Source organism: Xenophilus sp. (assembly GCF_044462705.1).
In the GTDB taxonomy this organism is placed as follows: Bacteria; Pseudomonadota; Gammaproteobacteria; order Burkholderiales; family Burkholderiaceae_C; genus Xenophilus; species Xenophilus azovorans.
Genome location: NZ_JBIQNC010000028.1, coordinates 1 through 25,107, shown reverse-complemented (window position 1 = coordinate 25,107; position 25,107 = coordinate 1). Strand labels below are relative to the sequence as shown.

The window sequence follows — 25,107 nt, the reverse complement described above, 5'->3', positions numbered from 1 at the left end:
CGTTCTTCCTGACGGCATGAGTACCAATGTTTTGGTTCGGAAAGTGATCCGTACCACGACGTAAGCAATGCAATTTTTCACTCGAAATCCAGGTTGTGAATCCCTCGTAACGATCTGACATTTCTTAAGAAAAGTTGATGTGCGAGAACCACATCGCTTCGTAGTGCTTTGTATTCGTTGAGAGATTAAGAAGAAGAAAAGTCATCGGGTATCACCCGATGAGCATGTATATTGATTCCAAGGCCGAAACAGGCTTATTGGTGCATGGCGGTGCTGTCAAAGCATGTAGCGCAAGCTCGTGTTTTCGACACCCGACCCGCAGGTCTTCTCTCCAGCACGGAGATGCCGATTTCCGTGCAGCACCAACAGACTCTTGTTCCCGCCATCGGGCGTACAGGAGGAGACACGCATCCGGCTCGAAGCCCATCCTGTCGATCAAGGAGAGGACGAATTGACTTCAACGATCAGCGCGCCGCAGCGGCTGGCGCGCGGCATGGCCCTTTTGGGCGCCCTGGCACTGCAGGCCTGCACGGTGGTGCCCGGCATGGGCAACGTCAGCGTGTACGAGCCGCACAACGAACTGCCCACCCAGTTCGACTACCTGCCCGATGAAGCCCCCGAAGGGCGCATCACGCCCATCTCGCTCGCCCTGGTGCGCACGCTGGGCCAGTCCGCGCCGGGCGTGCCCGACAACGTCCGTGCCCTCTTCGGCAAGACGGAGCGCTACACCATCGGCTCGGGTGACGTGGTCGGCGTCATCGTCTACGACCATCCCGAGCTGCTGCCCAATGCCGGCGCCGTCATCTCGCAGGCCGCCGATCCCACCGGCGTGCAGGTGGCGCCGGGCTTCATCGTCGACGCCGCCGGCGAGATTGCCTTCCCCTATGTCGGCCGCGTGCGCGTGGCGGGCCTGACGGAGGCCGAGGCCTCCGACCTGATCGCCAAGCTGATCGCCACGCAGGTGCAGGACCCGCAGGTCACCGTGCGCATCCAGTCCTTCCGCAGCCGCCGCGTGTATGTCGAAGGCGCGGTGCGCACGCCCGGCTCGCAGATCGTGACCGACGTGCCCATGACGCTGACCGAGGCCGTCAACCGCGCGGGAGGCATCACCGAGGAGGGCAATCGCTCCTCCCTGACGCTCATCCGCGACGGCGCCTCCATCCCCATCGACCTGACGCGCCTGCGCGACGCGGGCCTCGATGCCAACGGGATCCCCCTGCAGCACGGCGACATCGTGCGCGTGGCCAACCGCGAAGACAGCAAGGTCTTCGTGATGGGCGAGGTCCTGGCGCCGATGGCCCTGGCCATGCGCAGCAACGGCCGCCTGAACCTGAACGAAGCGCTGAACGAGGCCGGCGGCCCCGCCGTCGCCAGCAGCAACCCCGGCCAGATCTATGTCATCCGCGAAGCCGCCAGCGGCAACCCTGCCATCTTCCACCTCGACGCCAAGAACCCCGCGGCCATGGTGCTGGCCAGCCAGTTCAGGCTGCAGCCCTTCGACGTCGTCTACGTCGATCCGGCGCCGCTGGTGAAGTGGAACCGCGTCGTCAGCCTCATCCTGCCTTCGTCGCAGGTCGTGAACAACGCGGACGAGGTGTATGTGCGTCATCGGTGACCGCGCGCGCGAACCGAAAGAGCAGACGACATGGTATTGATGCACTCCGAGTCCCGCTCCGCCCTGCAAGGCGCGGCGGCGGGCGCCGAGGCCGCTTCGTCGGCCGTCGGCGCGGCTCGCGGCGTCTTCGAGGAACAGGTGCGCGTGCGCAGCAAGCTGTACGCCCTGCTGTCGTGGATGCTGCGCGCGAGCGATCTGGTGCTGCTGGTGGGTGCCGGCTGGCTCGTCCACTGGCTGCGCTTCGGCGCGGCGGGCCTCGGCGCCGACTACGCGCAGGCGATCGGCCGCGGCGTCCTGTTCGCGCTGATCGTGCTGAGCGGCACCTCGCTCTACCGCAGTTGGCGCGGCCGCCGTGTGGCCAGCGAGCTGTTGAAGCTGGCCACGCTCTGGCTGCTGATGTTCGGCCTGATGGTGCTGTACGCGGTGGTGATGAAGGACGGCGACCACCTTTCGCGCGTCTGGTGGTTCGGCTGGTTCTCGCTGAGCCTGACTGCCGCCATGGCCATGCGCATCGTGGTGCGCGGCACGGCCGACGTGCTGCGTTCGCGGGGCTTCGACGTGCGCAGCGCCGTGGTGGTGGGCGCCAACCACGACGCGCACCGGATCGTCCAGACGCTGCAGAGCCAGAACTGGGCCGGCATCCGCGTGCACGGCTGGTTCAGCGCCAGCGTGGATTCGCACGCCATCGAATCGGTGCCGAGGCTGGGCGACCTGTCCGACCTCGCCGCCTACGTCCAGCGCGAGCGCATCGACCAGGTATGGATCGCCCTGCCCATGAGCGCGCAGCACAAGATCGCGCGCATCCTGCAGGAGCTGTACCACTCCACCACCAACATCAAGTTCGTGCCCGACCTGTTCGGCATGGAGCTGCTCAACCATTCGGTGGAACAGATGGCCGGCCTGCCCGTGATCAACCTGCGCGACAGCCCGCTCGAGGGCAACGCCCGCATCGTCAAGGCCATCGAGGACCGCGTGCTGGCGGCGTGCATCCTCCTGCTCATCTCGCCGCTGCTCGTCCTCATCGGCATCGCCGTCAAGCTCAGCTCGCCGGGGCCGATCATCTTCAGGCAGCTGCGGCACGGCATCGGCGGCCAGCCCATCGAGGTGTGGAAGTTCCGCAGCATGTACGTGCACGAGGAGCGCGACGGCCACGTGGCGCAGGCCACGCGTGGAGACCGGCGCGTGACGCCCCTGGGCGCCTTCCTGCGCAGGACGAGCCTGGACGAGCTGCCGCAGTTCATCAACGTGCTGCAGGGCACGATGTCGATCGTCGGCCCGCGCCCGCACGCGCTGGCGCACAACGAGCAGTACAAGGAACTGGTGGGCCGCTACATGCAGCGCCACCGCGTCAAGCCGGGCATCACCGGCTGGGCGCAGGTCAACGGCCTGCGCGGCGAGACGGACACGCTGGAGAAGATGGCCAAGCGGGTGGAGTACGACCTGTACTACCTGCAGAACTGGTCGCTGGCCTTCGACATCAAGATCATCTTCTACACGGTCTTCACCGGCTTCATCAACCACAACGCGTATTGAACGCTGCCGAATGACACGCATCCTGGTCACCGGAATCAACCACGCGCCCGAGAACATCGGCATCGGCAAATACACGGGCGAGATGTGCCGATGGCTGGCCGCGCGCGGCCACCAGGTACGCATGGTCGCCGCGCCGCCGTACTACCCCGCCTGGCGCGTCTGGCCCGGCCACAGGCGCTGGTGGTTCCGGCGCGAGCAGCTCGACGGCGTGGACGTCATCCGCTGCCCGCTGTGGGTGCCCCGCACGCCGCGCGGCGCCACGCGCCTGCTGCACCTCGTCAGCTTCGGCTTGAGCTCGGCCTGCGCGCTGGCGTATTCGCTGGCGTGGCGTCCGCAGGTGGTGGTGAACGTCGCCCCCACGCTGACCAGCGCGCCCGCGGCCTGGGCGCTGGCGCGCCTGTCGGGTGCGCGCTGCTGGCTGCACATCCAGGATTTCGAACTCGATGCCGCGCTCAACATGGGCATCGTCGACGCCGGGCCGGCCAGGCGCGTCGCCGTCGCGCTCGAGCGCTGGCTGCTGCGCCGCTTCGACACCGTGTCCACCATCTCCGGGCGCATGCTGGAGCGGCTGGGCGCCAAGGGCGTGGCACCCGAGCGGCAGGCGCTGTTCCCCAACTGGGCCGACATCGACGGCGTGCGGCCCCTGCAGGCCGCCAGCCCCTATCGCGCGGAACTGGGCATCCCGGACGGCGCGGTGGTGGCCCTGTACTCGGGCAACATGAGCCTGAAGCAGGGGCTCGAACTGCTGGGCGAGGCCGCCACCCGCCTGGCGGCGACGCCGGGCCTGTACTTCGTCTTCGGCGGCCAGGGCCCGGGCCGGGGGCCGCTGGAGCAGGCCTGCGCCGGCCTGGCCAACGTGCGCTTCCTCGACCTGCAGCCCAGCGAGCGCCTCAACGACTGGCTGGGCCTGGCGGACATCCACCTGCTGCCCCAGCGCGCGGACGTGGCGGACCTCGTCATGCCCTCCAAGCTGACCGGCATGCTGGCCAGCGGCCGCGCGATCCTCGCCACGGCCCATCCGGGCACGGGGCTGGCCCATGCGCTCGAAGGCAGCGGCGTGGTCGTGCCGCCGGGCGATGCAGCGGCATTCGCCGACGCGCTGCTCGCCCTCGCGGACGACGCCCCCGAGCGGCAGCGCCTGGGCGTCGCGGCGCGGCTGCAGGCCGAGCGGACCCTGGCCCGCGACGGCATCCTGGCGCGCTTCGAGCTGCAGTTGCTGGCCCCACGCCGCGGCCCCGCCGAAGCGGGGGAGGGCGAGGGCCAGGACCTTTCCTCTGCGCCACCGGAGGCTGCCGGCCGGCGCGAGGCCTGATCCGCCCCGACACCCGCAGCGTCCTCCATGGCCGTGGCCGGTTGCACCGGCCCGTTGCACACCCCGTTCCTCCACATCGAGAACACACATGTCCCAGAAACGAGCACTCATCACCGGGATCACGGGCCAGGACGGCTCGTACCTCGCCGAATTCCTTCTCGAGAAGGGCTACGAGGTGCACGGCATCAAGCGTCGCGCCTCGCTGTTCAACACCCAGCGCGTGGACCACATCTACCAGGACCCCCACGAGGCAGGCGCGCGCCTGCACCTGCACTACGGCGACCTGACCGACACCAGCAACCTCACGCGCATCGTGGCGCAGGTGCAGCCCGACGAGGTCTACAACCTGGGCGCGCAGAGCCATGTGGCGGTGAGCTTCGAGGCGCCCGAGTACACCGCCGACGTGGATGCCATCGGCACCCTGCGCCTGCTGGAGGCGATCCGTTTCCTCGGCCTGGGCGACAGGACCCGCTTCTACCAGGCCAGCACCTCCGAGCTGTACGGCCTGGTGCAGGAGATCCCGCAGCGGGAGTGCACGCCGTTCTATCCGCGCAGCCCCTATGGCGTGGCCAAGCTGTACGCCTACTGGATCACGGTGAACTACCGCGAGAGCTACGGCATGTACGCCTGCAACGGCATCCTCTTCAACCACGAGAGCCCGCGCCGCGGCGAGACCTTCGTCACCCGCAAGATCACCCGCGGCCTGGCCAACATCGCCCAGGGGCTGGAGAAGTGCCTCTACATGGGCAACCTGGATTCGCTGCGCGACTGGGGCCACGCCAAGGACTACGTCCGCATGCAGTGGCTGATGCTGCAGCAGGACCAGCCGCAGGACTTCGTGATCGCCACCGGCGTGCAGTACAGCGTGCGCCAGTTCATCGACATGGCGGCGAGGGAGCTGGGCATCACCGTCGCCTTCGAGGGCAAGGGCGTCGACGAGCGGGTGGTGGTGGAGGACGTGAAGGGCGACAAGGCCCCCGCGCTCAGGCCGGGCGACGTGATCGTGGCGGTGGACCCGCGCTACTTCCGCCCGGCGGAGGTGGACACCCTGCTGGGCGATCCGTCGAAGGCGAAGGACGAACTCGGGTGGGTGCCGCAGATCGCGCTGGGCGACATGGTCAGGGAGATGGTCGAGGCCGACCTGGGCACGGCGCAGCAGATCGCGCTGCTGCGCCGCCACGGCCATTCCGTGTTTGCAGGGAAGGCCGAGTAGCGGCGCAGTCCACTTCCGGCCATCGTCACATGCGACGCATCTTCTGGGGCCTGGCGGACCAGTGCCTGGCTTCCGCGCTGGCCTTCGGCGTCATCTTCGCGGGCGGCGCGGTGCTGCCGGTGGGGGACTTCGTGCAGTTCGCGCTGGCCCTTGCCGCGGCCGCCTTCCTGCAGACCGCGTGCGCGTCGCTGGTCGCCGTGCCTGCCCTCTATTTCATCAACCAGGCATCCAGCCCCTCGGGAAGGGCCTACCTCGCCCAGTTGCTTTGCATGATCGGCGCCATCGCCTTGCTCACGTTGCTGGCCGGCTGGCTGCTGAGCGGCCTCGGCGCCTTTCCGGCCCTGTCGGCGCTGACCGTCGTGGTCGGCGCGTGCTGGGCGCTCTTCGATCTGTTCCGCCGCCTGCTCATCTCGGCGAACAGGCAGGTGCAATCCGCCTTCGTCTCGGCGCTCGGCGCCGTCGTCGTCTGCGCTGGCATGACCTTCATCTGGTTCTCCGCGCACAAGAGCCACACCGTGGCCCTGGGTGCCGTCGCGCTCTCCTATTTCTGCGCGGCCGTGCTGGGCGCCGTGCTGCTGACGACGGCCTATGCCGGCAGCGGCGGCTACAGGATCGGCCTGGGCGAGGCCGTGAAGCGGCACTGGCATCACTCGCACTGGCTGCTGGTGGGCGCGGGGATCTACTGGGTCTACAGCCAGGGCTTCGTCCTGCTGCTGCCGCATTTCCTGGACGACCGGCAGGTCGGCCTGTTCCGGCTGCTGATCAACCTGGCCGGCATGTCCACGGTGCTGCTCGTCTGGATGGAGAACCACTACGTGCCCCTCCTCAGCAGGGATGCGAGCCGCCGCGAGACGGGCGCGTTCGCGGGCGCGGCGGCCAGGCTGCGCAAGGTCTGCCTGGCGCTGGCCGTGGTCTACGTGCTGTTCTGGGCGCCGGTGTTCCATCTGCTGTACGGGCTCCTGTATGCCCGGAAGTTCGGCGCCGCCGACGTGCCGTCCGTCCTCGTGGTGTGCCTGGGGCAGGCCTTCCTGATCCTGTCGCGGGCCCCGCTGGTGATCAGCCGCGCGCTGGGCGACACCCGGATCACCCTGGTGGCGCACCTGGGCTGCCTGGCGGCGGTCGCGGGTGTCGGGGCATGGGGCGCGCTGCACCACGGCGTGCTCGGCGCGCTGGCCGGCACCAGCCTCGGCTACCTGGTCTTCCATCTCGTCATGGCCGCGGGTGCCGCGCGCCTGATGCATCCACGACAACGAAGCGCATGAAGAACATCCTCATCATCAACGCCTACTCCGCGCGCAACCGCGGGGACGCGGGCATCGTCGTTGCGATGATCCGCTACCTGCGCGGCCTGTGGCCGGACTGCCGCATCAGCGTCATGTCCTCCTATGCGGAAGAGAACCGGGCGTTCTACGCGCGCTACCGCGCCGATTCCGTGGCGCCGCCGTGGCCTCTCGCGCGCGGCACCGGCTCGCTGTCGCGCTACCTCGACGGGCTTGCCGCGTGGCTCCAGGCGGTCTTTCTTCCCGGAAGCAGGCGCTTCCAGGCCTACCGGGAGGCCGACCTCGTGGTCTCGGCCGGCGGCGGCTACATCTACTCGTCGCGCCGCGGCCCGATGGGCGTCGGCCTGCTGAACGCGCTCTACCACTACTGGCTGGGCCCGCGGCACGGAAAGCCCACCCTGGGCTTTCCGCAGAGCATCGGCCCGCTCAGCCACGCGATCGACCGCGCGCTGGTGAAGCGCGCGCTGCGGGACGTCGATCTCGTCTTCAGCCGGGAGGCGATCTCCACGAAGCTGCTCCAGCAGCTGCGCATCGCCTGCGAGGAGGTCCCCGACATCGCGTTCACCCTGCCGGCCCCGCTGCGGGATGCGAACCGGAAGAAGGAGCGGCAGATCGGATTGACCGTGCTCGACTGGGGCTTCTCCAAGGCGGGGAGCACGCCCGAGGACATCGCGCGCTACCTGCGCAAGCTGGCGGAGCTGGCCCGGGCCGTCCTGAGCGCCCATCCCGACGCCCGCATCAGCATCTTTCCCCAGGTCGACGTGGGCGCGAGCGACAGCGACGTGCCGATCTCCCGGGAGCTGGAGGCGATGGTCGCCGACGAGCGCTGCCGCGTGGCGGAACTGGCGCCGGACGTCACGCCCGAGGAACTGGTGACCCTGTATTCCGCCATGTCCGTCTTCGTCGCCAGCCGGATGCACTCGGCGATCTTCGCCATCGCCGGCGGGGTGCCGACCATCGGGCTGGCCTACCAGCCGAAGACGAAGGGGACCTTCGACGCCATCGGCCTGTCGGCGCTGTCGCACGACATCGCCGACTTCGACCCCGATGCCGTCAAGGAGCAGGTCCTGCAGCTCCTGGACGAGAACGCCGGCGCCTGGCACGTCGACCTGCGCGGCATCCGCACGTCACTGGACCTGTACTTCCAGGCCCGTGCGGACGCCGTCCCCCTGGCTGCGGCCTGATGCGCCCGACGCCATGACAAGCAGTCCCCACGCGCGCGGCGCCTTTTCCTGCCAGGCATGAGGCAGCTCGCGCTCCTGTTCTTCTATGCCGGATGGATGCTGATTCCATTCGACAACCTGCGGATCGCCCCGTCGCTCGGATGGGCGGCCGTCTCTCCCTATTTCTTCTTCGCCTCCGCCGTCCTCTTCGTACTCTGGCGGCCGCGGGAGTTCGCGGCGAACTTCCTGCGCGTCAAGGTCAACCGGGCGATCCTCCTGCAGGGGCTGGTCTTCCTCTCGTTCCTTTCCTACCTGGCGTTCGGCCTCGAGCCGGGCCTGGTCGGGCTGACGGCGTTCAAGCTGCTGCTCGGCCTGGGCCTCCTCGTGTCGTTCTCCTATGTCATCTTCCTGGTGCAGGCCGACGAGCGGCGAGGGCAGAGGATTTCGAGGAAGCTGATCTCGATGCTGGCGGCGAGCTACCTGCTCGCCGTGCTGTGCGGGCTGGCCCAGTACCTGGCCATCCTCGGATGGGGCCCCGCCCTTCCGTTCGACCTGGTCTTCGCCCGCTTCTATCCAGAGAAGGTCCAGTTCAGCTTCACCGAGCCGAGCTTCGTGAGCCTGCACGTGCTGGGCATCATCGTCCCCACCGTGCTGATCCTGGCGCCGGCCCGCAGCCGCGCGAGGACCCTGCTGCTGGCGTGCGGCGTCCTGCTGCTGCTGATCTCCATCGTCTCGGGCTCGTCGCTGCGGGCGCTGGTGGACTGCGCGCTCTTCGGCAGCGGCCTGCTGCTGATCCTGCCGTCCAGGAAGAAGATCAAGGCCGTCAGCGCGATGGTCTGCGGCCTGGCCATCTTCCTCGCGCTGCCGTCGAACCGCCTGGTGGAGCGGGTCGAGAGCGTGCTCTCGGGCGAGGGCGTCGCGGACCCCTCCGCCCTCATCCGGAAGTTCCGCTCGGAAGCCGCCCTGTACGGGATGGTGGAACACCCCCTGAGCGCGGCGATCGGCTTCGGCTTCGGCAACAGCGGCCAGGCGATCGAATCCGGCTTCGACAAGGCTTACCAGAACATGCCCACCTCCATCGACCTCGACGAAATCGAACAGCTGCGCGTCCGGCAGGACGGCCTGACCTACAGCATGCACGTGAAGCTGCTGGCCGAGCACGGCCTGCTGGGCTACCTGCTGCTCCTCCTGATGCTGTTCGACCGGCGCAGGAAGATCCTGTTCTTCGCGACCTTCGTGGTCTACCTGCAATTCGATTCGTACGCGTTCTACACGCTGTGGCTGTACATCGCGGCGCGGATCTTCGACCGGGCCCGTGACGAGCACTTCGTGCGGACCGTGCGGAGGGCGGCATGAGGTTCCTGCTGATCGGGCCGCTGCCCGAGCCGATCAACGGCTGCTCGTACGCGAACGCGGTACTGCTGCGCAGGGCGCGGGAGGAGGGGCACGACTTCCGCGCCATCGACACCTCCACGCCCACCATCTCCGGGAAGCAGGGGGCGCGCTTCTCCCTGCGCAAGGCGCTGGCCTTCCTGGGCACCTACCGGCACCTGCCGCGCGTGCTCCGGGCCGACGCCGTCTACCTGACGCCGGGGCAGACCTTCTTCGGCCTGATGAAGTACGCGCCCTTCATACTGCTCGCCCGCTGGAGCCGCAGGCCCTACGTGATCCACCTCCACGGCAATCACTTGGGGCGGCACTACGCCGAGCTGCCCGGCCTGCGCAAGCGGCTGTTCCACGGCTGCGTGTCGCACGCCGCCGCGGGCATCGTCCTCTCCGAATCGCTGCGGGGCAACTTCAAGAACCTGCTGCCGGGCGAGCGGGTCTTCGTCGTGGAGAACTTCGCGGGCGACGACCTGTTCACGGACACCGCAGCGGCCGGCAAGCCCACCGATCGCCTGGAGATCCTCTACCTGAGCAACCTCATGAGGGAAAAAGGCATCCTGGACCTGCTGGACGCGCTCGCCGTCCTGAAGCGGGAGAAGGTGGACTTCCGTGCGCGGATCGCGGGCCACATCGAGAAGGGCCTGGAGGCCGAGGTGCGAAAGAGGCTGGACGCGCTGATGCCCGAGGCGGTGTACGTCGGCGCCGTCGCGGGTGACAGGAAGCGTCGGCTCCTGGCCGGCGCCAACGTGTTCGCGCTGCCGACCTACTACGCCATGGAGGGGCAGCCGATCTCCCTGCTCGAAGGCCTGGCCACCGGCAACATCATCGTGACGACCGCGCACGCCGGCATCCCGGACATCGTCGATGCGTCGCACGGCCACGTGATCGAGGCCCGCAACCCCGCGGCGCTGGCGGCGACGCTGCGCAAGATCTCGGCGCACCTGCCCGACGAGGTGGATCGCTTCTCACGGCACAACCGCGACTATGCCGCTGCCAGGTTCACGGAACGCTCCTTCGCGGGCAGGGTCGTGGCGGTGCTGCGGCAGGCCGCGGAACGCCCGGCGGGCGAGACCTCCCGGAGGACCGCATGAGCCTGCTCGACGCCGGAAGGAGCCGGCCCCTGGAAGGCGGCGCCTCGTACTCGATCGGCCACCGGCTGTTCCGGGCGCTCTGGAACCTCGCGTGGCTGTTGTGCGCGGCCTGGACGCCGCCCCCGCTGCACCGCTGGCGCGGCCTGCTGCTGCGGCTGTTCGGCGCCGACGTGCATCCGACCGCGCGCGTCTACGGCAAGGCGCGCATCTGGTATCCGCCCCACCTCACGATGGGCGCGTACGCCGTGCTCGGCCCCGGCGTGGACTGCTACTGCCAGGGCCGGATCACCATCGGCGAGAAGGCGGTGGTCTCGCAGGGCGCCTCCCTGTGCGCCGGCACCCACGACATCGCCGATCCGAACTTCCAGCTGGTCCAGAAACCCATCGCCATCGGCGCCCACGCGTGGATCGCCGCCGAGGCCTTCGTCGGCCCCGGCGTGACCGTGAACGAAGGCGCCGTGGTCGGCGCGCGCGCCGTGCTCTTCAAGGACGCCGAGCCCTGGGGCGTCTATGTCGGCAATCCCGCGCGCTGGATCAAGACGCGCGTGCTGCGGCAGCCTGCTCCACATCAGGCGCAGGTGATCGGCGCCTGAGCCTCCAGCGAGTCCCCCGCATGACCTCCGAATCGACGACGGCACGGCCGTTTCGCAACGATATCAACGGCCTGCGCGCCTGGGCCGTGGTGTCCGTCGTGCTGTTCCACTTCGGCGTCGCCGGCTTCCAGGGCGGCTTCATCGGGGTCGACGTCTTCTTCGTGATCTCGGGTTTCCTGATGACGTCGATCATCGTCGAGGGCCTGGCGTCGGACCGGTTCTCCATCGCGTCGTTCTACCGGGCCCGCGCCCGGCGGATCGTCCCCGCCCTGGGCGTGCTGTGCTGCGCGCTGCTGGTGCTCGGCTGGTTCTGGCTGCCCTCGCTGGACTACCGGGCTTTCGCGCTCGACGCCTTCCTGGCGCTGGTTTTCCTGAGCAACGTCAAGTTCTGGCGGGAGGCGGGCTACTTCGACGCCGACTCGCACGAGAAGCTCCTGCTGCACACCTGGTCGCTCTCGGTGGAATGGCAGTTCTACCTGCTGCTGCCGCTGGCGCTGGTGGTCGTCTGGCGCCTCGGCGGGCGCCGCAGGGGCCTGCTCGCGTGCTATGCGCTGCTGGGCCTCGCATCGCTCGCGCTGTCGTGGTACCTGACGGCCAAGAGCGCGTCCTCGGCATTCTTCCTGCTGCCGACCCGGGTCTGGGAAATGATCGCGGGCGGCCTGGTCTTCTTCCTGAAGGAGCGGGGCCCTGCGTCCCCCGGCGGGCAGCGGGCCCTGGAATGGACCGGCCTGGCCATGATCGTCGCCGCGCTCGCGGCCTTCGACGGTTCGACGCCCTGGCCCTCGGTGCATGCGCTGCTGCCCGTCGCCGGCGCGGCCTTCGTCCTGCTTGCGCAAAGGCGCGGCTCCTTCGCCACCGGCAGCACGGTCGCGCAGTGGATCGGCCTGCGGTCCTATTCGATCTACCTCTGGCACTGGCCGGTCGTGGTGATCCTCGGCTTTGCCGGCCTGTCGCGCTCGGTCGTCGCGCTCGGCGCGGGGATGGCGCTGTCGCTGGTGCTGGGAAGCCTGTCCTACCGGTATGTCGAGAAGACATCCGCCAACGCGCTGTCGCACCGGGCCGGTGCGCGGCCCGCACGCTTCTTCCGGCCCGCGGCCTGGGCGTGCCTGTGCATTCCCTGCGTCGTGGTGGTGGCGGCCGGCGGCGTGCCAGGGCGCCTGCCCGCCGGGATCGAACGGGTGTCCCGCGCCGCCGAGGACAAGAACCCGCGCATGGCCGAGTGCCACGTGGCCCCGCCCGCGCGCGTGCCAGGCTGCACCTACGGGGGGCCGAAGCTCGGCGCGATCGTCATGGGCGACAGCCATGCCGCGACCCTGGTGCGCGCCGTCGAGCACGCCCTGCCCGGCAAGGACCTGCACGTGCTCGACTGGACCTACTCGGGTTGCCGCACCCTGCTGAACAGCAGGCGGATCGGCGAGGAGAAGGACGCGTGCAGCCAGTTCGTCCGGTGGGCCCTGGAGGCGCAGAAGCAGTTCCCGGCCGATGTCCCGCTCGTCATCGCCAACCGGATCTCCGTCGACGCCTACGGCCAGAACGAAGGCGACCAGGTGACCACGACCTCGAAGCCGCAGGTCTATTTCGACAAACCCTTCGAGACCCGGAACGAGGACTACCGGCGGCAACTGGCGGACGCCCTGGTCGCCACCGCCTGCGAGTTCAGGAAGTACAGGCGGGTCTACATGGTCCGCCCCTTCCCCGAGATGAGGCGCAACGTCCCCAGGACCATGGCCCGGGCCATGATCCTGGGCCGGCACGAGGAGGTCGACATCACGCTCGACGAATACCGGGCGCGGCAGGCATACGCCTGGCAGCTGCAGAACCGGGCGCATGCGCAATGCGGCGTCGAGATCATCGACCCGACCGCCGTGCTGTGCGACGCGCGGCATTGCCACGGCGCCCACGAGGGCATGCCGAACTACTTCGACGACGACCACCTCGGCGAGCACGGCGCCGGCAGGCTCGTGCCGATGATCCGCGCCATCTTCGGTCCGCCCGGGGTGCCGCAGCGGCAGACGTGGGCGCAGGCCATCGGCGGCGGCTCGCCCTGAGGCGGGCGGTCAGCGGCTAGGCCTGGTAGTAGATGCCATCGAAATCGGCGTAGCCGGCCGTGACCGCGCCGCTCCCGGCGAGCTGCGCGGTGAGCTTGCCGTCGTCCGCGCGCAGGGCCGCCACGCTCACGGTGCCGGTGAAGTGCGAGACGGTGCCCGACACGTTCAGCTCCTTGCCGTTCCAGGCGATGTCGGCGCTGATCATGCCCCCCTGGCCACTGGACGAGAACATGATCGTCAGCCGGCCCGCCATGCGGGTGGGCAGCGGGCAGACGGTGAGGGGCTGCGATGCGTCCGACGGCGCCAGCGGGATCAGGAAGCCCTTGACGTACCCGCCGGGCGCCGGGTTGCCCGACCGGGCGATCAGCGCCGACACCGGCGACTGGCTGACCAGCTTGCCGCCGATGGACAGGGAGCCCAGCGTGGCGGGATTGGCGGTGTTCTGGCTGTACCAGTGGCCCAGGCCGACCGCCTGGTTGCCCAGCTTGAGCCCCGTCCGGCAGTCCAGCGAGATGTTGTTCTCGGTGGCCTGGATGCCGGCGCCGTCCAGCCAGTAGCCTGTCCGGAATCCCCTCGCACGGTTCGACGAGATGGCATGGAGGCGCACCACGCCGTTCCTGTCGTGGATGTTCCAGACGCCGGTGCCCGCATTCGACCCGGCGGCGTTGAACTGGTTGGTCGCCACGATGGCGCCGTCGCCGGCGCCGCCGGGGCCCGCCTGCGCCGTGAAGCCGTCCTTCATGCACTCGGAGGCCGCGTTGCCGACCACCACCCCGCGCGCCTGCGCATCCTCCAGGTGGATGGCGGCGTTGCGGGCCTGCAGGATCTGGTTGGCGACGGTGATGTGGCTCTGCGTCCCGGCGATGCCGACGGCGAACCCGGCGGTGGCTTCCGACCCGCCCTGCTTGGCGGACAGGAAGTTCCCGATCGCGGAATAGGCCCTGCAGTTGGCGTTCGGCTGGTTCCACTCGATGGCGTCGGAGGTGTCGGACTCCACCGTGGAGCCCATCACCAGGAAGGAGGCGGAGTCGCGGCCGTTCCTGTTGGCGAGGATGCCGTAGCCGCTGCTGAAGATGCTGCTGCCGATGATCTTGGTGTTGGCGGCGTTGGCCTTGTTCTGGTGGAAGGCGATGCCGCCGGGCGAGCGCAGGATCGTGTTCGAGATCTTGATGTTCGCCGCGTTCGCCGGCGACTCCAGCAGCGACTTCTGCTCGCGGGCGCCGGCCAGGTGGGCGGAGAAGATGGAGGCCGATGGCGCCAGCGTGATCGTGGGCGTCGGGTAGGGCGTGTCGAGGCTGCCCGTGAACAGCCCGTTCCGGGACAGGGCCTTGGCAATGTCCTGCGGGGGCTGGGCGCCGGCGGCCGTATCGGCGGCGGCGCCCCGGGGCTGCGCGATCGCGGTGGAGCCGAGGACGGCGCCGCCCATGAAGGCAAAGACGGAGCGCCGGCTTTCCAGGATGGTTTTCATGGGGAGGCAGACCGGTAGTGGGTTGCTGTTCCCTCGATGCCTGCGAAGCAGGGAGGGGCGGATGCGGCTACACGGCGCGCAGCTCGGCCTGGTGTCCGAGGAACCAGCGGTAGGTGTCCTCGATGCCTTCGCGCAGGCCGATCCGCGCGCGCCAGCCCAGGGCGTGCAGGCGCCCGACGTCGAGCAGCTTGCGCGGCGTGCCGTCGGGCTTGCTGGCGTCGTTGACGATCTCGCCCCGGAAACCGGTGATGTCCTTCACCAGCCCGGCCAGCTCGCGGATGCTGATGTCCTCGCCCACGCCGACGTTGACGATGTCCTCGCCGTCGTAGGTCTCGGTCAGGTGGACCGCGGCCTCGGCCATGTCGTCCACGTGCAGGAACTCGCGGCGCGGCGTGCCGGTGCCCCACATCACCACCTGCCCGTCGCCGCGCAGCCTGGCCTCGTGGAACTTGCGGATCAGCGCCGGCAGCACGTGCGAGTTCTGCAGGTCGAAGTTGTCGCCCGGGCCGTACAGGTTGGTCGGCATCAGGCTGATGGCGTTGAAGCCGTACTGCCGGCGGTAGGCCTGGCACAGCTTGATGCCGGCGATCTTGGCGACGGCGTACCACTCGTTGGTGGGCTCCAGCGGGCCGGTCAGCAGGGAATCCTCCCGGATGGGCTGGGGCGCCAGCTTCGGGTAGATGCACGACGAGCCGAGGAAGGTCAGCTTGGCGGCGCCGTGGCGGTACGCGGCATCGATGACGTTGTTCTGGATCTGCAGGTTCTCCAGCAGGAACTGCGCCGGATAGGTGTCGTTGGCATGGATGCCGCCGACCTTGGCCGCCGCCAGGTAGACGTACTCGGGCCGGTGGGCGGCGAACCAGGCCTCGACGGCGTCGCGGTCGCGCAGGTCCAGCGTGTCGCGTCCGGCCAGCAGCAGCTGGCTGCAGCCCAGGGCCTTCAGGCGCCGCACGATGGCGCTGCCGACCAGCCCGCGATGGCCGGCCACGAAGATGCGGGAATCGGTGTGCATGGAGGGGCCTCGTTCGATCCGTTCAGGTCTTGTACTTGTATTCCGCGTAGCGGTAGCCGCCGTAGCGGTAGCCGTAGCTGCCGTAGTGGCGGCGCGTGAGGTCCATGCCGTTGAACACCACGCCGCTCGCGCGCTTGCCGCCCTGCGCCAGGCGGCGCGCGCTTTCGTTGAGCTCGCCCATCTGCGTCTGGTCCGCGCGCGCGACCAGCAGCACCACGCCGCAGTGCGGCGCGACGGCGGCGGTGTCGGCCGCCACCAGCACAGGCGGCGTGTCGACGATCACCGTGTCGTAGGCGGCCGAGAGGGTGTCGAGCATGCGCGCGAAGGTGTCGGACATCAGCATGTCCGCCGGGTTGACGGGCAGCTTGCCGGTGGTCAGCATGTCCAGGTTGGGCAGCACGTTGGCGTGCACGGCCTGCTGCGCCGTCAGCTCGCCCGACAGCAGCTCCGACAGGCCGCCCTCGCGCGGCAGCCCGAGCAGCTTCTGCAGGTGGCCCTTGCGCAGGTCGGCGTCGATCAGCAGCACGCGCTTGCCGGCATGCGCCAGGGTGGCCGCGAAGTTGGCCGAGATGAAGCTCTTGCCGATGCCCGGCGTGGGGCCGGTGATCAGGATGCGGTTGTTCTCCGCCTTCAGGCCGGCGAACTGCAGCGCCACGCGCAGGCTGCGCAGCGCCTCGATGGGCTGGCTGTCGGGCTGGTGCTCCGCCAGCAGCTGGACGCCCTGCACGCCGGCGTCGACGCGCAGGTCCAGCGCCGACTGGTCGGCGGCATAGGGCACGGTGGCGTAGACGCTCAGCCCGGTGTGGGCCTCGATCTCCTGCGGGTCGCTCACGCCGCGCAGGAAGCGCGCCCGCACGATGGCCAGCACCGCGCCGGCCAGCAGGCCCAGGGCGAGCATGGTGGCCATGACGATCGCCTGCTTCGGCTTCACGGGGTCCTTGGGCGTCGTTGCCTTGTCCAGCAGGCGCACGTTGCCGGTCTTGCCCTCCTTGACCAGGCGCATCTGCAGCGCGTTGTTCTGCAGCGACTGGTATAGCTCGGCGTTCACCCGCACGTCGCGCTCCAGGCGCAGCGCCTCCTGCTGGATCGCCGGCATGCGGCGCACGCGGCCCTCCAGCCCGTCGATCTCCTTCTGCACGGCGGCGATCTGGCGGTCGATGGTCTGCACGCGCACGTTGCGGTCGGTGAAGCGGGCCACCGTCTCGCGGCGCTGCTGCTGGGCTTCCAGCAGCTTGGTCTGCAGGTCGACGGTCTGGCTCAGCACGCCCTTGGCTTCCTCGTCGAAGGCGATGGTGCCGTTCTTCTTGCGGAAGCTGGCGAAGGCGTCCTCGGAGGTCTCGAGCTGGCGCCGGAACTCGGGCAGCTGCTGGTTGAGGAAGACCAGCGTCTTCTCCGCCTCGGCGGCCTTGCGCTCGACGTTCTGGCGCACGTACTGCTCGCCGATCGCGTTCAGGATGCGGACCAGCCGGGCGCGGCTGCCGTCCTGCAGCGAGACGTTGATCACGTTGGACTGGCGGCCCTGCTCGGCCAGTTGCAGGCGCGCCTGCAGGTCCTCGATCGTCCGCAGGCGCGAGGCCCGGCGCACGGTGAACTGCGCGCCCGGCTGGCCGTCCAGCCGCTCGATCAGCACGGCGATGCGCTCGCCGCCGCCCAGGTCCTGCTCCAGCAGCTGGCCCACGGTGCCGTGCAGGGGAGCGTCCAGCAGGTCGTGGCGCAGGATGTAGCGGCCCTCGCCCTCGGCTGTCACCGTGAAGGGCTCGTCGTCCTCCATGGCCTCGGGCACGTCGATGCGGGCGACCTCGATGCGCTCCGTGCCGTTGACGTAGCCGCCCAGGCCCAGCAGGCCGGGGGTGGACAGCCCGTCGGCCCGGTGGGCCAGCCAGCGCCCGACCAGCGGCAGGTAGCGGGGCTGGGCGTCGATGTACAGCCGGGTCTGGTCCACGGCGGCGCCCAGCACCATGCGCGACTGCAGCACCTGGATCTCGCCGGTGGCCGGCGTCTTGACGTCGAACAGGCTGGAGACGTCGCCCAGGAAGCTCTTGGTGTCGGGCGCCGCGTCTTCCACCTGCACCAGCAGGTTGGACTGGTAGATCGGCGTGGCCAGCAGGGTGTAGGCCACCCCGAGGGCCAGCGCCAGCGCGGTGATGCCGGCGATCCACCACTTGTGGTCGATCAGGATGTCGAGGTACTCGATCAGGTTGATGTCGTCGTGGTCGCCGTACGGGGCGGCAGCGGCCTGCGGCGTGGCGGGCGGGACGGTGGAGGCGGAGAGGGTGTTCATGGTGACTGGAGCTTCCGGATGCGTTCGGCCCAGGCCTGCACGCCTGCGTCGATGAGTTCGAGCGCCTGCTCGAAGGCGGCCTGGCCCTGGCGGTAGGGATCGGGCACGTCGACCTGCGCGACGTGGCCCAGGCGGAAGACGCGGCCGCGCGCGGGCGGGTAGAGCGCCTCGACATGGCGGCGCTGCGCGTCGTCCATGGCCAGGATGAGGTCGGCCTGCCGGCACAGCGCCGGGCTGACCTGGCGGGCGCGGTGGGCGCCCAGGTCCAGCCCGCGCCGGGCCATGAGCGCCTGCGCGATGGCGTCGGCCGGATGGCCGACCAGCGCGCCCGTGCCGGCGGAGGACACCGACACGCCCGGCAGGGCCTGCGCGAGCAGGGCCTGGCCCATGGGGCTGCGGCAGATGTTGCCGATGCAGACGACGAGGACGGATTTCATCTCGGGGGCGTGGCGTGTTCAGCGCGGAGGGTTCTCGAAATTCAGGAGGTTGTCTCCGCTGCGCGGCGGGCTCTGCGTCGGCGGCCCGGCGCGGAAGGCCTGCCGGTCGGCGCCGGAGGTCAGCTCGTACAGCTGCTGGCTGCGCGCCAGCGGCGCCCCGCCGTCGCGGGTGAGCGGGTTCCACTGGAAGCCCACGGAGAACTTGGTCGAGCGGGGCAGCAGGGCGTCCAGCGGGACGGAGATGTAGATGCCCTTGTCGAAGCTGCCTTCGCCGAACTGCTCGGCCGACACGTTGGTCTTGGTGGCATAGGCGCCCATCACCAGCCCGTTGTCGAAGCGGCGGGCGATGCTCAGCGTCACGCCGCGGTCGCCCGCGAGGTACTGGCCGGCGGCGATGCGGGCGATGACGCCGTGCCAGCCGGTGTCCCAGTACAGCGTGGCGTGGCCGGTGGTGACTTCGTAGTCGCGCAGGCTCAGGTCCTGCTTGAAGCCGCGCTGGCGCACCCGGTTGACGTCCACGCCGAAGGCCAGGCGGCTGCCCCAGGGGCGGTACAGGTACTCGGCGCCGACGCCGGCGAACATGCTCTCCAGCAGGCCGCCGTAGACGCTGTAGTAGTGGTCGCGTGCGAACTGGCCGACGTGGGTCAGCTGCAGGTTGGGCACCGTCACCCGGGCGGAGGTGACGTATTCGCGCTGGTAGGTGCGCACGCGCGGCAGGTTGCTGGGCGCGGTGTAGGTGAACTTGTCGAAGTTGTCGACCAGGCGCATGTTGACGGCGCCGCTGAGCCAGGTGCGCTCGCTGAAGCGGTATTCGGCCGAGGCCTGCAGGCCGAGCTGGTAGAGGACGAAGGCGTCGGGCCCGCCGACGATGGGGCTGAAGTACGGCCCCACGCCCCAGGTGAACCGGTCGCGCTGGCGCGTCCACACGCCGTCGGCGCCGGTGTGTCCCGGCAGGCCCTGGGGCACGCTGCCGGCGGCTGCCGCGGTGGCGGCAGCGGCACCCGCGCCGGCCGCATCGGCTGCCTTGCCCGCACCGGCCGGGGCGCGCGCCGAGGCGGGCAGATCGTCCGGCGTGGCGCGGGTGGACGCCGGCCCGTAGTCCTGCAACGCCGGCACGCGTGCCTGCCGCGGCGGCAGGGGCACGAGGCGCTGCGTCACCCACTCGGCGCGCTCGATCACCCGGGCATGGCTGGGCAGGCCGCGCTCGCTGAAGTGCAGCACGAAGCGGCGGATGTTCTCCGGCGCGGCGGCGTGGAGCACCGCCGCGGCGCGCTGCGCCCGGGCGTCGCGGTAGGTGGCGTCGGCCTCGGTGGCCCAGACGTGCAGCGCCTCGCCCTGCGGGGCGATGTGGGTCACGGTCCACTCCGTCTGCTCCTCGATCGCGGCGGCCGTCACGGCCCAGCCGGGCGGGTGCAGCGGCGCCTGGGCGGCGAGGCGCGGCAACGGCGGGTCGAGCACCTTGGGCATCGACGAGCGGGACAGGTTGCTCGACAGGCTCAGCCCCACCATCACCTTGTCGCCGCGCTCGAAACCGGCGGACAGCACGACGCCGGGCGAGACGCGGTAGCTCAGCCCCACGTTGATCGGGGAGCGGCGCCGCTGCCGGTTGTCGAAGGGCTCGCTCCGGTAGTCATTGCCGTCGTATTCGATCTTGAGCGTGAGCGGGTCCCACGGCGTGCGCCACTGCACGCCGCCGAACAGCGCGGCGGGGCCGCGGAACAGCGTGCTCAGGCTGGCCTGGCCGGTGGTGAAGTCGGTGGGGCGCGTGGCGAACCGGTCGCCGAACAGCCGGAAGGGGTTGCGGATGTTGCCGCTGCGCGCCATGTAGCCCCAGCCGATGCCGAGGCTGAAGTCGAAGTCGTTCCAGCGCTTGCTGGCGACCAGGTATTCGCTGGAGAACAGGCCGGTGCCGCCGAAGTCGCGGAAGCCCAGCGCCACTTGGGGCACGTAGGCGGACTCCTTGAGCAGGCGCAGCTTCAGGTCGATGCTCTTGTCCTTGTAGGACTGCTGGTCGGTGATGCCGTAGATGCGGTTCGAGATGGAGCTGTAGCGAAAGCCTCCCTCCATCCAGTCGAAGGGCTGGAACATGAAGCTGAGGCGGCTGTACGGATAGACGTTGCTCAGCGTCGCGCGCAGGTTGCCGGCCTGTTCCATGCGGGCGGTGGGGGTCTGCAGCAGGCCGATTTCGCCCCAGTCGTTGGCGCTGACGTCCAGCGTGCGCGGCTGCGCGGCGGCGGACTCGGGCAGCCGCGCGGCCTGGCCGGGTGCTGCCGCCGCGGCCGATGCGCCGTCTTCCTGCGGCGACGGCCCCTGGGTGGCCAGGAACTTGATCATCCCTTCGGACAGGCCGTCCAGCAGCCGCATGCGGCGCGGCGCCGCCCACAGCCAGGCGCCGGGCGCGGGCTCGTCCACCGGGCCGGCATTCCAGGGCGCGACGCCCATGCGCGAGGTGCGGCCGTCGGGCTGGGCCAGCCAGGCCCAGTCGGCCTGGTCCTGCAGGCCGCAGGCGGCCAGATAGTCCAGCACGTTGCGGCCGGGCTCGTGCGCCACGCGGCACAGGCGGCCGTCGGGCAGGACCACCGCCACGCTGCGCAGCGGCCAGGCCGAGGGCACGAGCCGCTGGCCCGCGCCGAGGACGGGGTCTTCCGTCGGGTTGGCCTCGAGCCAGCGCGGATCGACGATGCCCAGCGCCACGCGGCCGGTGATGGGCAGGCTGTCGATCCAGGCGCGCAGGCGCTCGCGGTCGCTGCGTTCGGGCTCGGAGCGGGACTCCTGCAGCCAGGCTTCCAGTTGCACCAGCAGCGTGTTCTTCAGGTGCCGCTGGGCGAATTCCTCGTCATGGATCTGCCAGGCCAGGCCGGGGTTGGCGACCTGCTGCCCGTCCGGCTGGCGCAGCAGCCATTGGCTCAGCCGTTCGCCCGGCCGGATGTCCGCCGGATGACCGGCGATCTGCGCGGCGCTGCCTGCGCGCGCGGGCTCCGCGGCGCCTGCGGCGGAACCGGCGAGTGCGAGCAGGGCGGCAGCCGTGGCCATGGTGCCAAGACGCAGGGGGTGGGGCGCGGGCGGCGGGCCGGTGCGCGTCATGAACCGGTGGCCGCCGCCGCCCCGCCGGCGGGCGCGGGCTTCCAGCGCTCCAGGCTCAGGCACAGGTCCCGGGTGAGGCATTGCTCGGAATACACCACCTGGGGCTCGTCGTCGATGCGCGTCACGGCGAAGCGCGCCGGCGGCAGCGCCTCGCGGGCGGGGACGGTGGTGCTGCTTTCCTCGAACCACTGCACGGGTGCCGCATGCTGCTGCGCCATCCGGCTGCGTGCCGGGGGTGCGATGGCCGCCAAGCGCACCTCGTCCCGCACGCCGAAGCGGTAGCCGGGCATGAGGTCGCGTTCGCGCGTGAAGCGCACAGGCATGTCCGGGCGGCTCGTCAACGCGGCCCATGAGGGCCCGGTTGATGAAAAGCGCACGGAACGCCAGTCGGTGGTGAGGCCTGTGGTGCCCACGATCCTTCCCTGTCGTATGCGCAGCACCTCGCCGGATCCGCTGTACCACACCTCGGTGGGGCCTTCGGGCAGCGGATCGACATAGCCGAGCGCGAGGTAGATCTCGCGCTTGCCGAGATGGGCGCGCAAATAGTTGAGCTGCGAGTTCTGTGGCGGCGAAGAGGCTTCGACGGATGCGCCGCCATACATGTGCGTCGCCGTGGCCAGCAGGGCGCGGCCACCCGAAGTGCACCCGCCGGCAACGAGAAGGGATGCCGCCAGCGTGCAGCATCCCAGGGTGCGAACGGTCAGCCCGATGCGGCTGGCCGGCGGTCGGCAGCCCTCACGCAGGAGGGCGCGCCGCATCAGCGCGTGGTGCCCGTGGAGCCGGTGCCCGTGCCCGTGGTGCCCGTCGTGCCGGTGGGAGGCAGGAAGAAGAAGCCCCGGTTGCCGCTGCCGCCGCCGAGGGCCGTCGCGAGCAGGACGCTGCCTCCGACGCCCAGGCCGACTGCCTCGCCGGTGGTGAGACCGCCGCGGGCCCCTTGCGCGGCTTGCGCGCCCGGGGTGGTTTGGGTCGCCTGGGGAGCCTGAGAGGCCGGGGCGCCGTTGGTATTCGATTGGGCCAGCGCAGGGGTGCTGGCGAGCCCAGCGATGGCCAGGCCGGAGATCAGATGGCTGAGCTTCATGGGTGCACTTCTTTCAAGGAAAGACTGGCAAAAAGCTTAGCATGGCATGCTGTCCACACCGGTCGAACGGTGTTAGCGGATGTTGCCGAAAAACCTAAGAGTAGCACCAACTTACGACATTTCGGCGCAAAAAAATCGGATGGCGGGCACATGCTTTCGAGGCTGTCTTGCGCGACCGCGCGCGCAGCCTTTTTCCGGCCGCCTGCGCACTTCGGTCATGGCCCTTCCGACGGATCCGGTGATGGCGCAAGATCTATTGCGGGTAAACCCCTGTCGACGCAACTGAAACCGGTTTCATACACTTCCGGCACCGAAACCCGCCGAGCGCCTTCCGGCGCCTGCCGTTCGTGAATTACCAGTTCCAGTTCGATGCCGTGTTCGCCGCGTGGCCCCTGCTGCTCAAGGGCACGTGGATCACCATCCAGCTCTCGCTCACCGCCACGCTCATCGGGCTGGCGGTGGCGGTGCTGTGCGCCTGGGGCAAGACCTCGGGGCCGGCGTGGCTGCGCTTCATCGTCAACGCCTACATCGAGGTGATCCGCAACACGCCCTTCCTGGTGCAGCTGTTTTTCTTCTTCTTCGCGCTGCCGGCGGTGGGCCTGCGCTGGTCGCCCTACACGGCGGCGCTGACGGCGATGGTCGTCAACCTGGGCGCCTACGCCACCGAGATCATCCGCGCCGGCATCGAGTCCATCCCCAAGGGGCAGATCGAGGCGGGCCGCGCGCTCAATCTCAAGGGCTGGGAGATCTTCCGCTTCATCGTCATCAAGCCGGCGCTCAAGGCCATCTATCCGGCGCTGACCAGCCAGTTCATCCTGCTGATGCTCAGCTCGGCCGTGGTGTCGGTGATCTCGGCGGACGACCTCACCTCGGTGGCCGCCAACCTGCAGTCGCAGACCTTCCGCAGCTTCGAGATCTATATCGTCGTGGCGGGCATCTACCTGGCGCTGGCGCTGGCCTTCTCGGCGCTGTTCAAGCTGGTCTACCAGCACCTGCTGCACTATCCGGACCGCCGCTGAGCCGAAGGAGACGACCCTCATGCGCACCTTCGGCTTTCCCGAATTCCTGTTCATCCTCCAGGCGGCCCAGTGGACGCTGGCGCTGTCGGCCATCGCCTTCGCCGGCGGCGCCGTGCTGGGGCTGGCGACCGCGCTGGCCCGCGTGTCCGAGAACGCCGCGGCGCGCGGCCTGGCCCGCGGCTTCATCCAGATCTTCCAGGGCACGCCGCTGCTGCTGCAGCTGTTCCTGATCTTCTTCGGCGCGCCGGTGCTGGGCTTCGACATCAATCCGTGGATCGCCGCCGGCATCGCGCTGGTGCTCAACAGCGCGGCCTTCCTGGCCGAGATCTGGCGCGGCTGCATCGAGGCCATCCCGCGCGGCCAGTGGGAGGCGGCGCAGGCGCTCAACCTCTCGTACGCGGCCCGCATGCGCGACGTGATCCTGCCGCAGGCCTTCAAGATCGCGCTGCCGCCCACCGTGGGCTACCTGGTGCAGATCATCAAGGGCACCTCGCTGGCGGCCATCATCGGCTTCACCGAGGTCACGCGGGCCGGGCAGATCATCAACAACGCCACCTTCCAGCCGCTGCCGGTGTTCGCCACCGTGGCCGCCATCTACTTCGCGATCTGCTGGCCGCTGTCGCTGCTGGCGGCGCGCATGGAGCGCCGGCGCGCCCAGGCGCTGGCCCGCTGAACCCTTCCCCATCCCGACTCAACCCAAGGAGACCCCGCATGACCTTCACCCGCCGCGCCACCCTGGCTCTGACCCTGGCCGCCTGCGCCACCGCCTTCGCACCCCTGGCCTCGGCCCAGACCGTGGCCGACATCAAGAAGAAGGGCGAAGTCACCGTCGGCATGCTGGTGGACTTCCCGCCCTACGGCACCACCAACGCGCAGAACCAGCCCGACGGCTACGACGCCGACGTGGCCAAGCTGCTGGCCAGGGACTGGGGCGTGAAGGCCAACATCGTGCCCGTCACCGGCCCCAACCGCATCCCCTTCCTGCTGACTAACAAGGTCGACCTGCTGGTGGCCTCGCTGGCCGTCACGCCCGAGCGCGCCAAGCAGGTGCAGTTCAGCCAGCCCTACGCGGCCGCGACCATCGTGCTCTACGGCAAGAAGGATGCGGCGATCAAGAGCGCCGCCGACCTCAAGGGCGTGCGCGTGGGCGTGGCCCGCGCCAGCACGCAGGACGTGGCGGTCACCAAGTCGGCGCCCGAGGGCACCGAGATCCGCCGCTTCGACGACGACGCCTCGGCCATGCAGGCGCTGATCTCCGGCCAGGTCGATGCCATCGGCTGCTCGGTGACGGTGGCGGCGCAGATCGCCCAGCGCGTGCCGGCCGGCACCTTCGAGAACAAGTTCACCCTGGTGCAGCAGGCCATGGCCATCGCCATGCGCCCCGGCCAGGACGACCTGCTCAAGAACGTGAACGAGTTCGTCGCGAAGAACACCGCCAACGGCGAGCTGAACAAGCTCTACCAGAAGTGGCTCAAGAGCGACTTCCCGAAGTTC

The 25,107-nt window shown here is 69.7% G+C and carries 20 protein-coding genes; 13 read left to right on the top strand and 7 right to left on the bottom strand.

Features of this window, described 5'->3' with window-relative positions:
- Positions 1-544 precede the first annotated feature (544 nt).
- The 10 genes from ACIY1X_RS07260 to ACIY1X_RS07215 all read left to right on the top strand — a co-directional run bounded on the left by ACIY1X_RS07260 (position 545) and on the right by ACIY1X_RS07215 (position 13,234).
- Positions 545-1,615 carry a polysaccharide biosynthesis/export family protein gene (locus ACIY1X_RS07260; protein ID WP_084217329.1) on the top strand — a complete coding sequence of 357 codons (1,071 nt, stop codon included), beginning with the start codon at positions 545-547 and terminating at the stop codon, positions 1,613-1,615.
- 30 nt (positions 1,616-1,645) lie between these two features.
- On the top strand, positions 1,646-3,148 hold the full coding sequence (locus ACIY1X_RS07255) for an undecaprenyl-phosphate glucose phosphotransferase (protein WP_399679397.1): 1,503 nt from the start codon (positions 1,646-1,648) through the stop codon (positions 3,146-3,148).
- 10 nt (positions 3,149-3,158) lie between these two features.
- Positions 3,159-4,460 carry a glycosyltransferase WbuB gene (locus ACIY1X_RS07250; protein ID WP_399679395.1) on the top strand — a complete coding sequence of 434 codons (1,302 nt, stop codon included), beginning with the start codon at positions 3,159-3,161 and terminating at the stop codon, positions 4,458-4,460.
- An 88-nt stretch (positions 4,461-4,548) separates the two neighbouring features.
- A complete protein-coding gene (gene gmd / locus ACIY1X_RS07245; RefSeq protein WP_038212327.1) occupies positions 4,549-5,673 on the top strand; it encodes a GDP-mannose 4,6-dehydratase in 1,125 nt (374 codons plus the stop codon).
- A 29-nt stretch (positions 5,674-5,702) separates the two neighbouring features.
- Positions 5,703-6,935, top strand: a complete 1,233-nt coding sequence (locus ACIY1X_RS07240; protein ID WP_399679393.1) for a lipopolysaccharide biosynthesis protein — start codon at positions 5,703-5,705, stop codon at positions 6,933-6,935.
- Positions 6,932-8,137 carry a polysaccharide pyruvyl transferase family protein gene (locus tag ACIY1X_RS07235; protein ID WP_399679391.1) on the top strand — a complete coding sequence of 402 codons (1,206 nt, stop codon included), beginning with the start codon at positions 6,932-6,934 and terminating at the stop codon, positions 8,135-8,137. Before ACIY1X_RS07240 ends, ACIY1X_RS07235 begins: the two co-directional genes overlap by 4 nt.
- A gap of 57 nt (positions 8,138-8,194) precedes the next feature.
- Positions 8,195-9,472: a hypothetical protein gene (locus ACIY1X_RS07230; protein WP_399679389.1), complete on the top strand. Its 1,278-nt coding sequence runs from the start codon at positions 8,195-8,197 to the stop codon at positions 9,470-9,472.
- Positions 9,469-10,593 carry a glycosyltransferase family 4 protein gene (locus tag ACIY1X_RS07225; RefSeq protein ID WP_399679387.1) on the top strand — a complete coding sequence of 375 codons (1,125 nt, stop codon included), beginning with the start codon at positions 9,469-9,471 and terminating at the stop codon, positions 10,591-10,593. The genes ACIY1X_RS07230 and ACIY1X_RS07225 overlap by 4 nt, the downstream gene beginning before the upstream one ends.
- Positions 10,590-11,186, top strand: coding sequence for an acetyltransferase (locus tag ACIY1X_RS07220; protein WP_038212316.1), 597 nt, complete (start codon positions 10,590-10,592; stop codon positions 11,184-11,186). The genes ACIY1X_RS07225 and ACIY1X_RS07220 overlap by 4 nt, the downstream gene beginning before the upstream one ends.
- Before the next feature lie 20 nt (positions 11,187-11,206).
- A complete protein-coding gene (locus ACIY1X_RS07215) occupies positions 11,207-13,234 on the top strand; it encodes an acyltransferase family protein (protein WP_399679384.1) in 2,028 nt (675 codons plus the stop codon).
- Between the two features lie 16 nt (positions 13,235-13,250).
- Here the strand turns inward: ACIY1X_RS07215 and ACIY1X_RS07210 are convergent, their stop codons facing one another.
- The 7 genes from ACIY1X_RS07210 to ACIY1X_RS07180 form a co-directional block, all read right to left on the bottom strand.
- Entirely contained in the window at positions 13,251-14,702 is a 1,452-nt protein-coding gene (locus ACIY1X_RS07210) for a hypothetical protein (protein ID WP_399679382.1), read from the bottom strand.
- Positions 14,703-14,769: 67 nt separating this feature from the next.
- Entirely contained in the window at positions 14,770-15,714 is a 945-nt protein-coding gene (locus ACIY1X_RS07205) for a GDP-L-fucose synthase family protein (protein ID WP_399679379.1), read from the bottom strand.
- A gap of 22 nt (positions 15,715-15,736) precedes the next feature.
- Complete coding sequence (locus ACIY1X_RS07200) at positions 15,737-17,995, bottom strand: polysaccharide biosynthesis tyrosine autokinase (RefSeq protein ID WP_399679376.1); 2,259 nt, start codon at positions 17,993-17,995, stop codon at positions 15,737-15,739.
- Complete coding sequence (locus tag ACIY1X_RS07195) at positions 17,992-18,432, bottom strand: low molecular weight protein-tyrosine-phosphatase (RefSeq protein WP_399679373.1); 441 nt, start codon at positions 18,430-18,432, stop codon at positions 17,992-17,994. Before ACIY1X_RS07195 ends, ACIY1X_RS07200 begins: the two co-directional genes overlap by 4 nt.
- Before the next feature lie 18 nt (positions 18,433-18,450).
- Positions 18,451-21,465, bottom strand: a complete 3,015-nt coding sequence (locus ACIY1X_RS07190) for a YjbH domain-containing protein (protein WP_399679370.1) — start codon at positions 21,463-21,465, stop codon at positions 18,451-18,453.
- A 47-nt stretch (positions 21,466-21,512) separates the two neighbouring features.
- Complete coding sequence (locus tag ACIY1X_RS07185) at positions 21,513-22,274, bottom strand: YjbF family lipoprotein (protein ID WP_399679367.1); 762 nt, start codon at positions 22,272-22,274, stop codon at positions 21,513-21,515.
- Complete coding sequence (locus ACIY1X_RS07180) at positions 22,274-22,594, bottom strand: hypothetical protein (RefSeq protein WP_038212305.1); 321 nt, start codon at positions 22,592-22,594, stop codon at positions 22,274-22,276. Before ACIY1X_RS07180 ends, ACIY1X_RS07185 begins: the two co-directional genes overlap by 1 nt.
- A 347-nt stretch (positions 22,595-22,941) precedes the next feature.
- On the opposite strand from ACIY1X_RS07180, the gene ACIY1X_RS07175 reads away from it, so the two are divergent.
- The 3 genes from ACIY1X_RS07175 to ACIY1X_RS07165 all read left to right on the top strand — a co-directional run.
- Positions 22,942-23,613: an amino acid ABC transporter permease gene (locus tag ACIY1X_RS07175; RefSeq protein WP_038212303.1), complete on the top strand. Its 672-nt coding sequence runs from the start codon at positions 22,942-22,944 to the stop codon at positions 23,611-23,613.
- 19 nt (positions 23,614-23,632) lie between these two features.
- Entirely contained in the window at positions 23,633-24,286 is a 654-nt protein-coding gene (locus ACIY1X_RS07170; RefSeq protein WP_038212301.1) for an amino acid ABC transporter permease, read from the top strand.
- Positions 24,287-24,324: 38 nt separating this feature from the next.
- A partial coding sequence (locus ACIY1X_RS07165; protein WP_399679364.1) for a transporter substrate-binding domain-containing protein occupies positions 24,325-25,107 on the top strand: 783 nt, incomplete at its 3' end.

Coding starts and splice junctions, on each gene's coding strand:
- ACIY1X_RS07255 (WP_399679397.1), top strand. CDS start 1,646: ATGGTATTGATGCACTCCGAGTCCCGCTCCGCCCTGCAAGGCGCGGCG.
- ACIY1X_RS07205 (WP_399679379.1), bottom strand. CDS start 15,714: ATGCACACCGATTCCCGCATCTTCGTGGCCGGCCATCGCGGGCTGGTC.
- gmd (WP_038212327.1), top strand. CDS start 4,549: ATGTCCCAGAAACGAGCACTCATCACCGGGATCACGGGCCAGGACGGC.
- ACIY1X_RS07200 (WP_399679376.1), bottom strand. CDS start 17,995: ATGAACACCCTCTCCGCCTCCACCGTCCCGCCCGCCACGCCGCAGGCC.
- ACIY1X_RS07195 (WP_399679373.1), bottom strand. CDS start 18,432: ATGAAATCCGTCCTCGTCGTCTGCATCGGCAACATCTGCCGCAGCCCC.
- ACIY1X_RS07170 (WP_038212301.1), top strand. CDS start 23,633: ATGCGCACCTTCGGCTTTCCCGAATTCCTGTTCATCCTCCAGGCGGCC.
- ACIY1X_RS07225 (WP_399679387.1), top strand. CDS start 9,469: ATGAGGTTCCTGCTGATCGGGCCGCTGCCCGAGCCGATCAACGGCTGC.
- ACIY1X_RS07220 (WP_038212316.1), top strand. CDS start 10,590: ATGAGCCTGCTCGACGCCGGAAGGAGCCGGCCCCTGGAAGGCGGCGCC.
- ACIY1X_RS07185 (WP_399679367.1), bottom strand. CDS start 22,274: ATGCGGCGCGCCCTCCTGCGTGAGGGCTGCCGACCGCCGGCCAGCCGC.
- ACIY1X_RS07230 (WP_399679389.1), top strand. CDS start 8,195: ATGAGGCAGCTCGCGCTCCTGTTCTTCTATGCCGGATGGATGCTGATT.
- ACIY1X_RS07260 (WP_084217329.1), top strand. CDS start 545: ATGGGCAACGTCAGCGTGTACGAGCCGCACAACGAACTGCCCACCCAG.
- ACIY1X_RS07235 (WP_399679391.1), top strand. CDS start 6,932: ATGAAGAACATCCTCATCATCAACGCCTACTCCGCGCGCAACCGCGGG.
- ACIY1X_RS07215 (WP_399679384.1), top strand. CDS start 11,207: ATGACCTCCGAATCGACGACGGCACGGCCGTTTCGCAACGATATCAAC.
- ACIY1X_RS07190 (WP_399679370.1), bottom strand. CDS start 21,465: ATGGCCACGGCTGCCGCCCTGCTCGCACTCGCCGGTTCCGCCGCAGGC.
- ACIY1X_RS07240 (WP_399679393.1), top strand. CDS start 5,703: ATGCGACGCATCTTCTGGGGCCTGGCGGACCAGTGCCTGGCTTCCGCG.
- ACIY1X_RS07210 (WP_399679382.1), bottom strand. CDS start 14,702: ATGAAAACCATCCTGGAAAGCCGGCGCTCCGTCTTTGCCTTCATGGGC.
- ACIY1X_RS07250 (WP_399679395.1), top strand. CDS start 3,159: ATGACACGCATCCTGGTCACCGGAATCAACCACGCGCCCGAGAACATC.
- ACIY1X_RS07180 (WP_038212305.1), bottom strand. CDS start 22,594: ATGAAGCTCAGCCATCTGATCTCCGGCCTGGCCATCGCTGGGCTCGCC.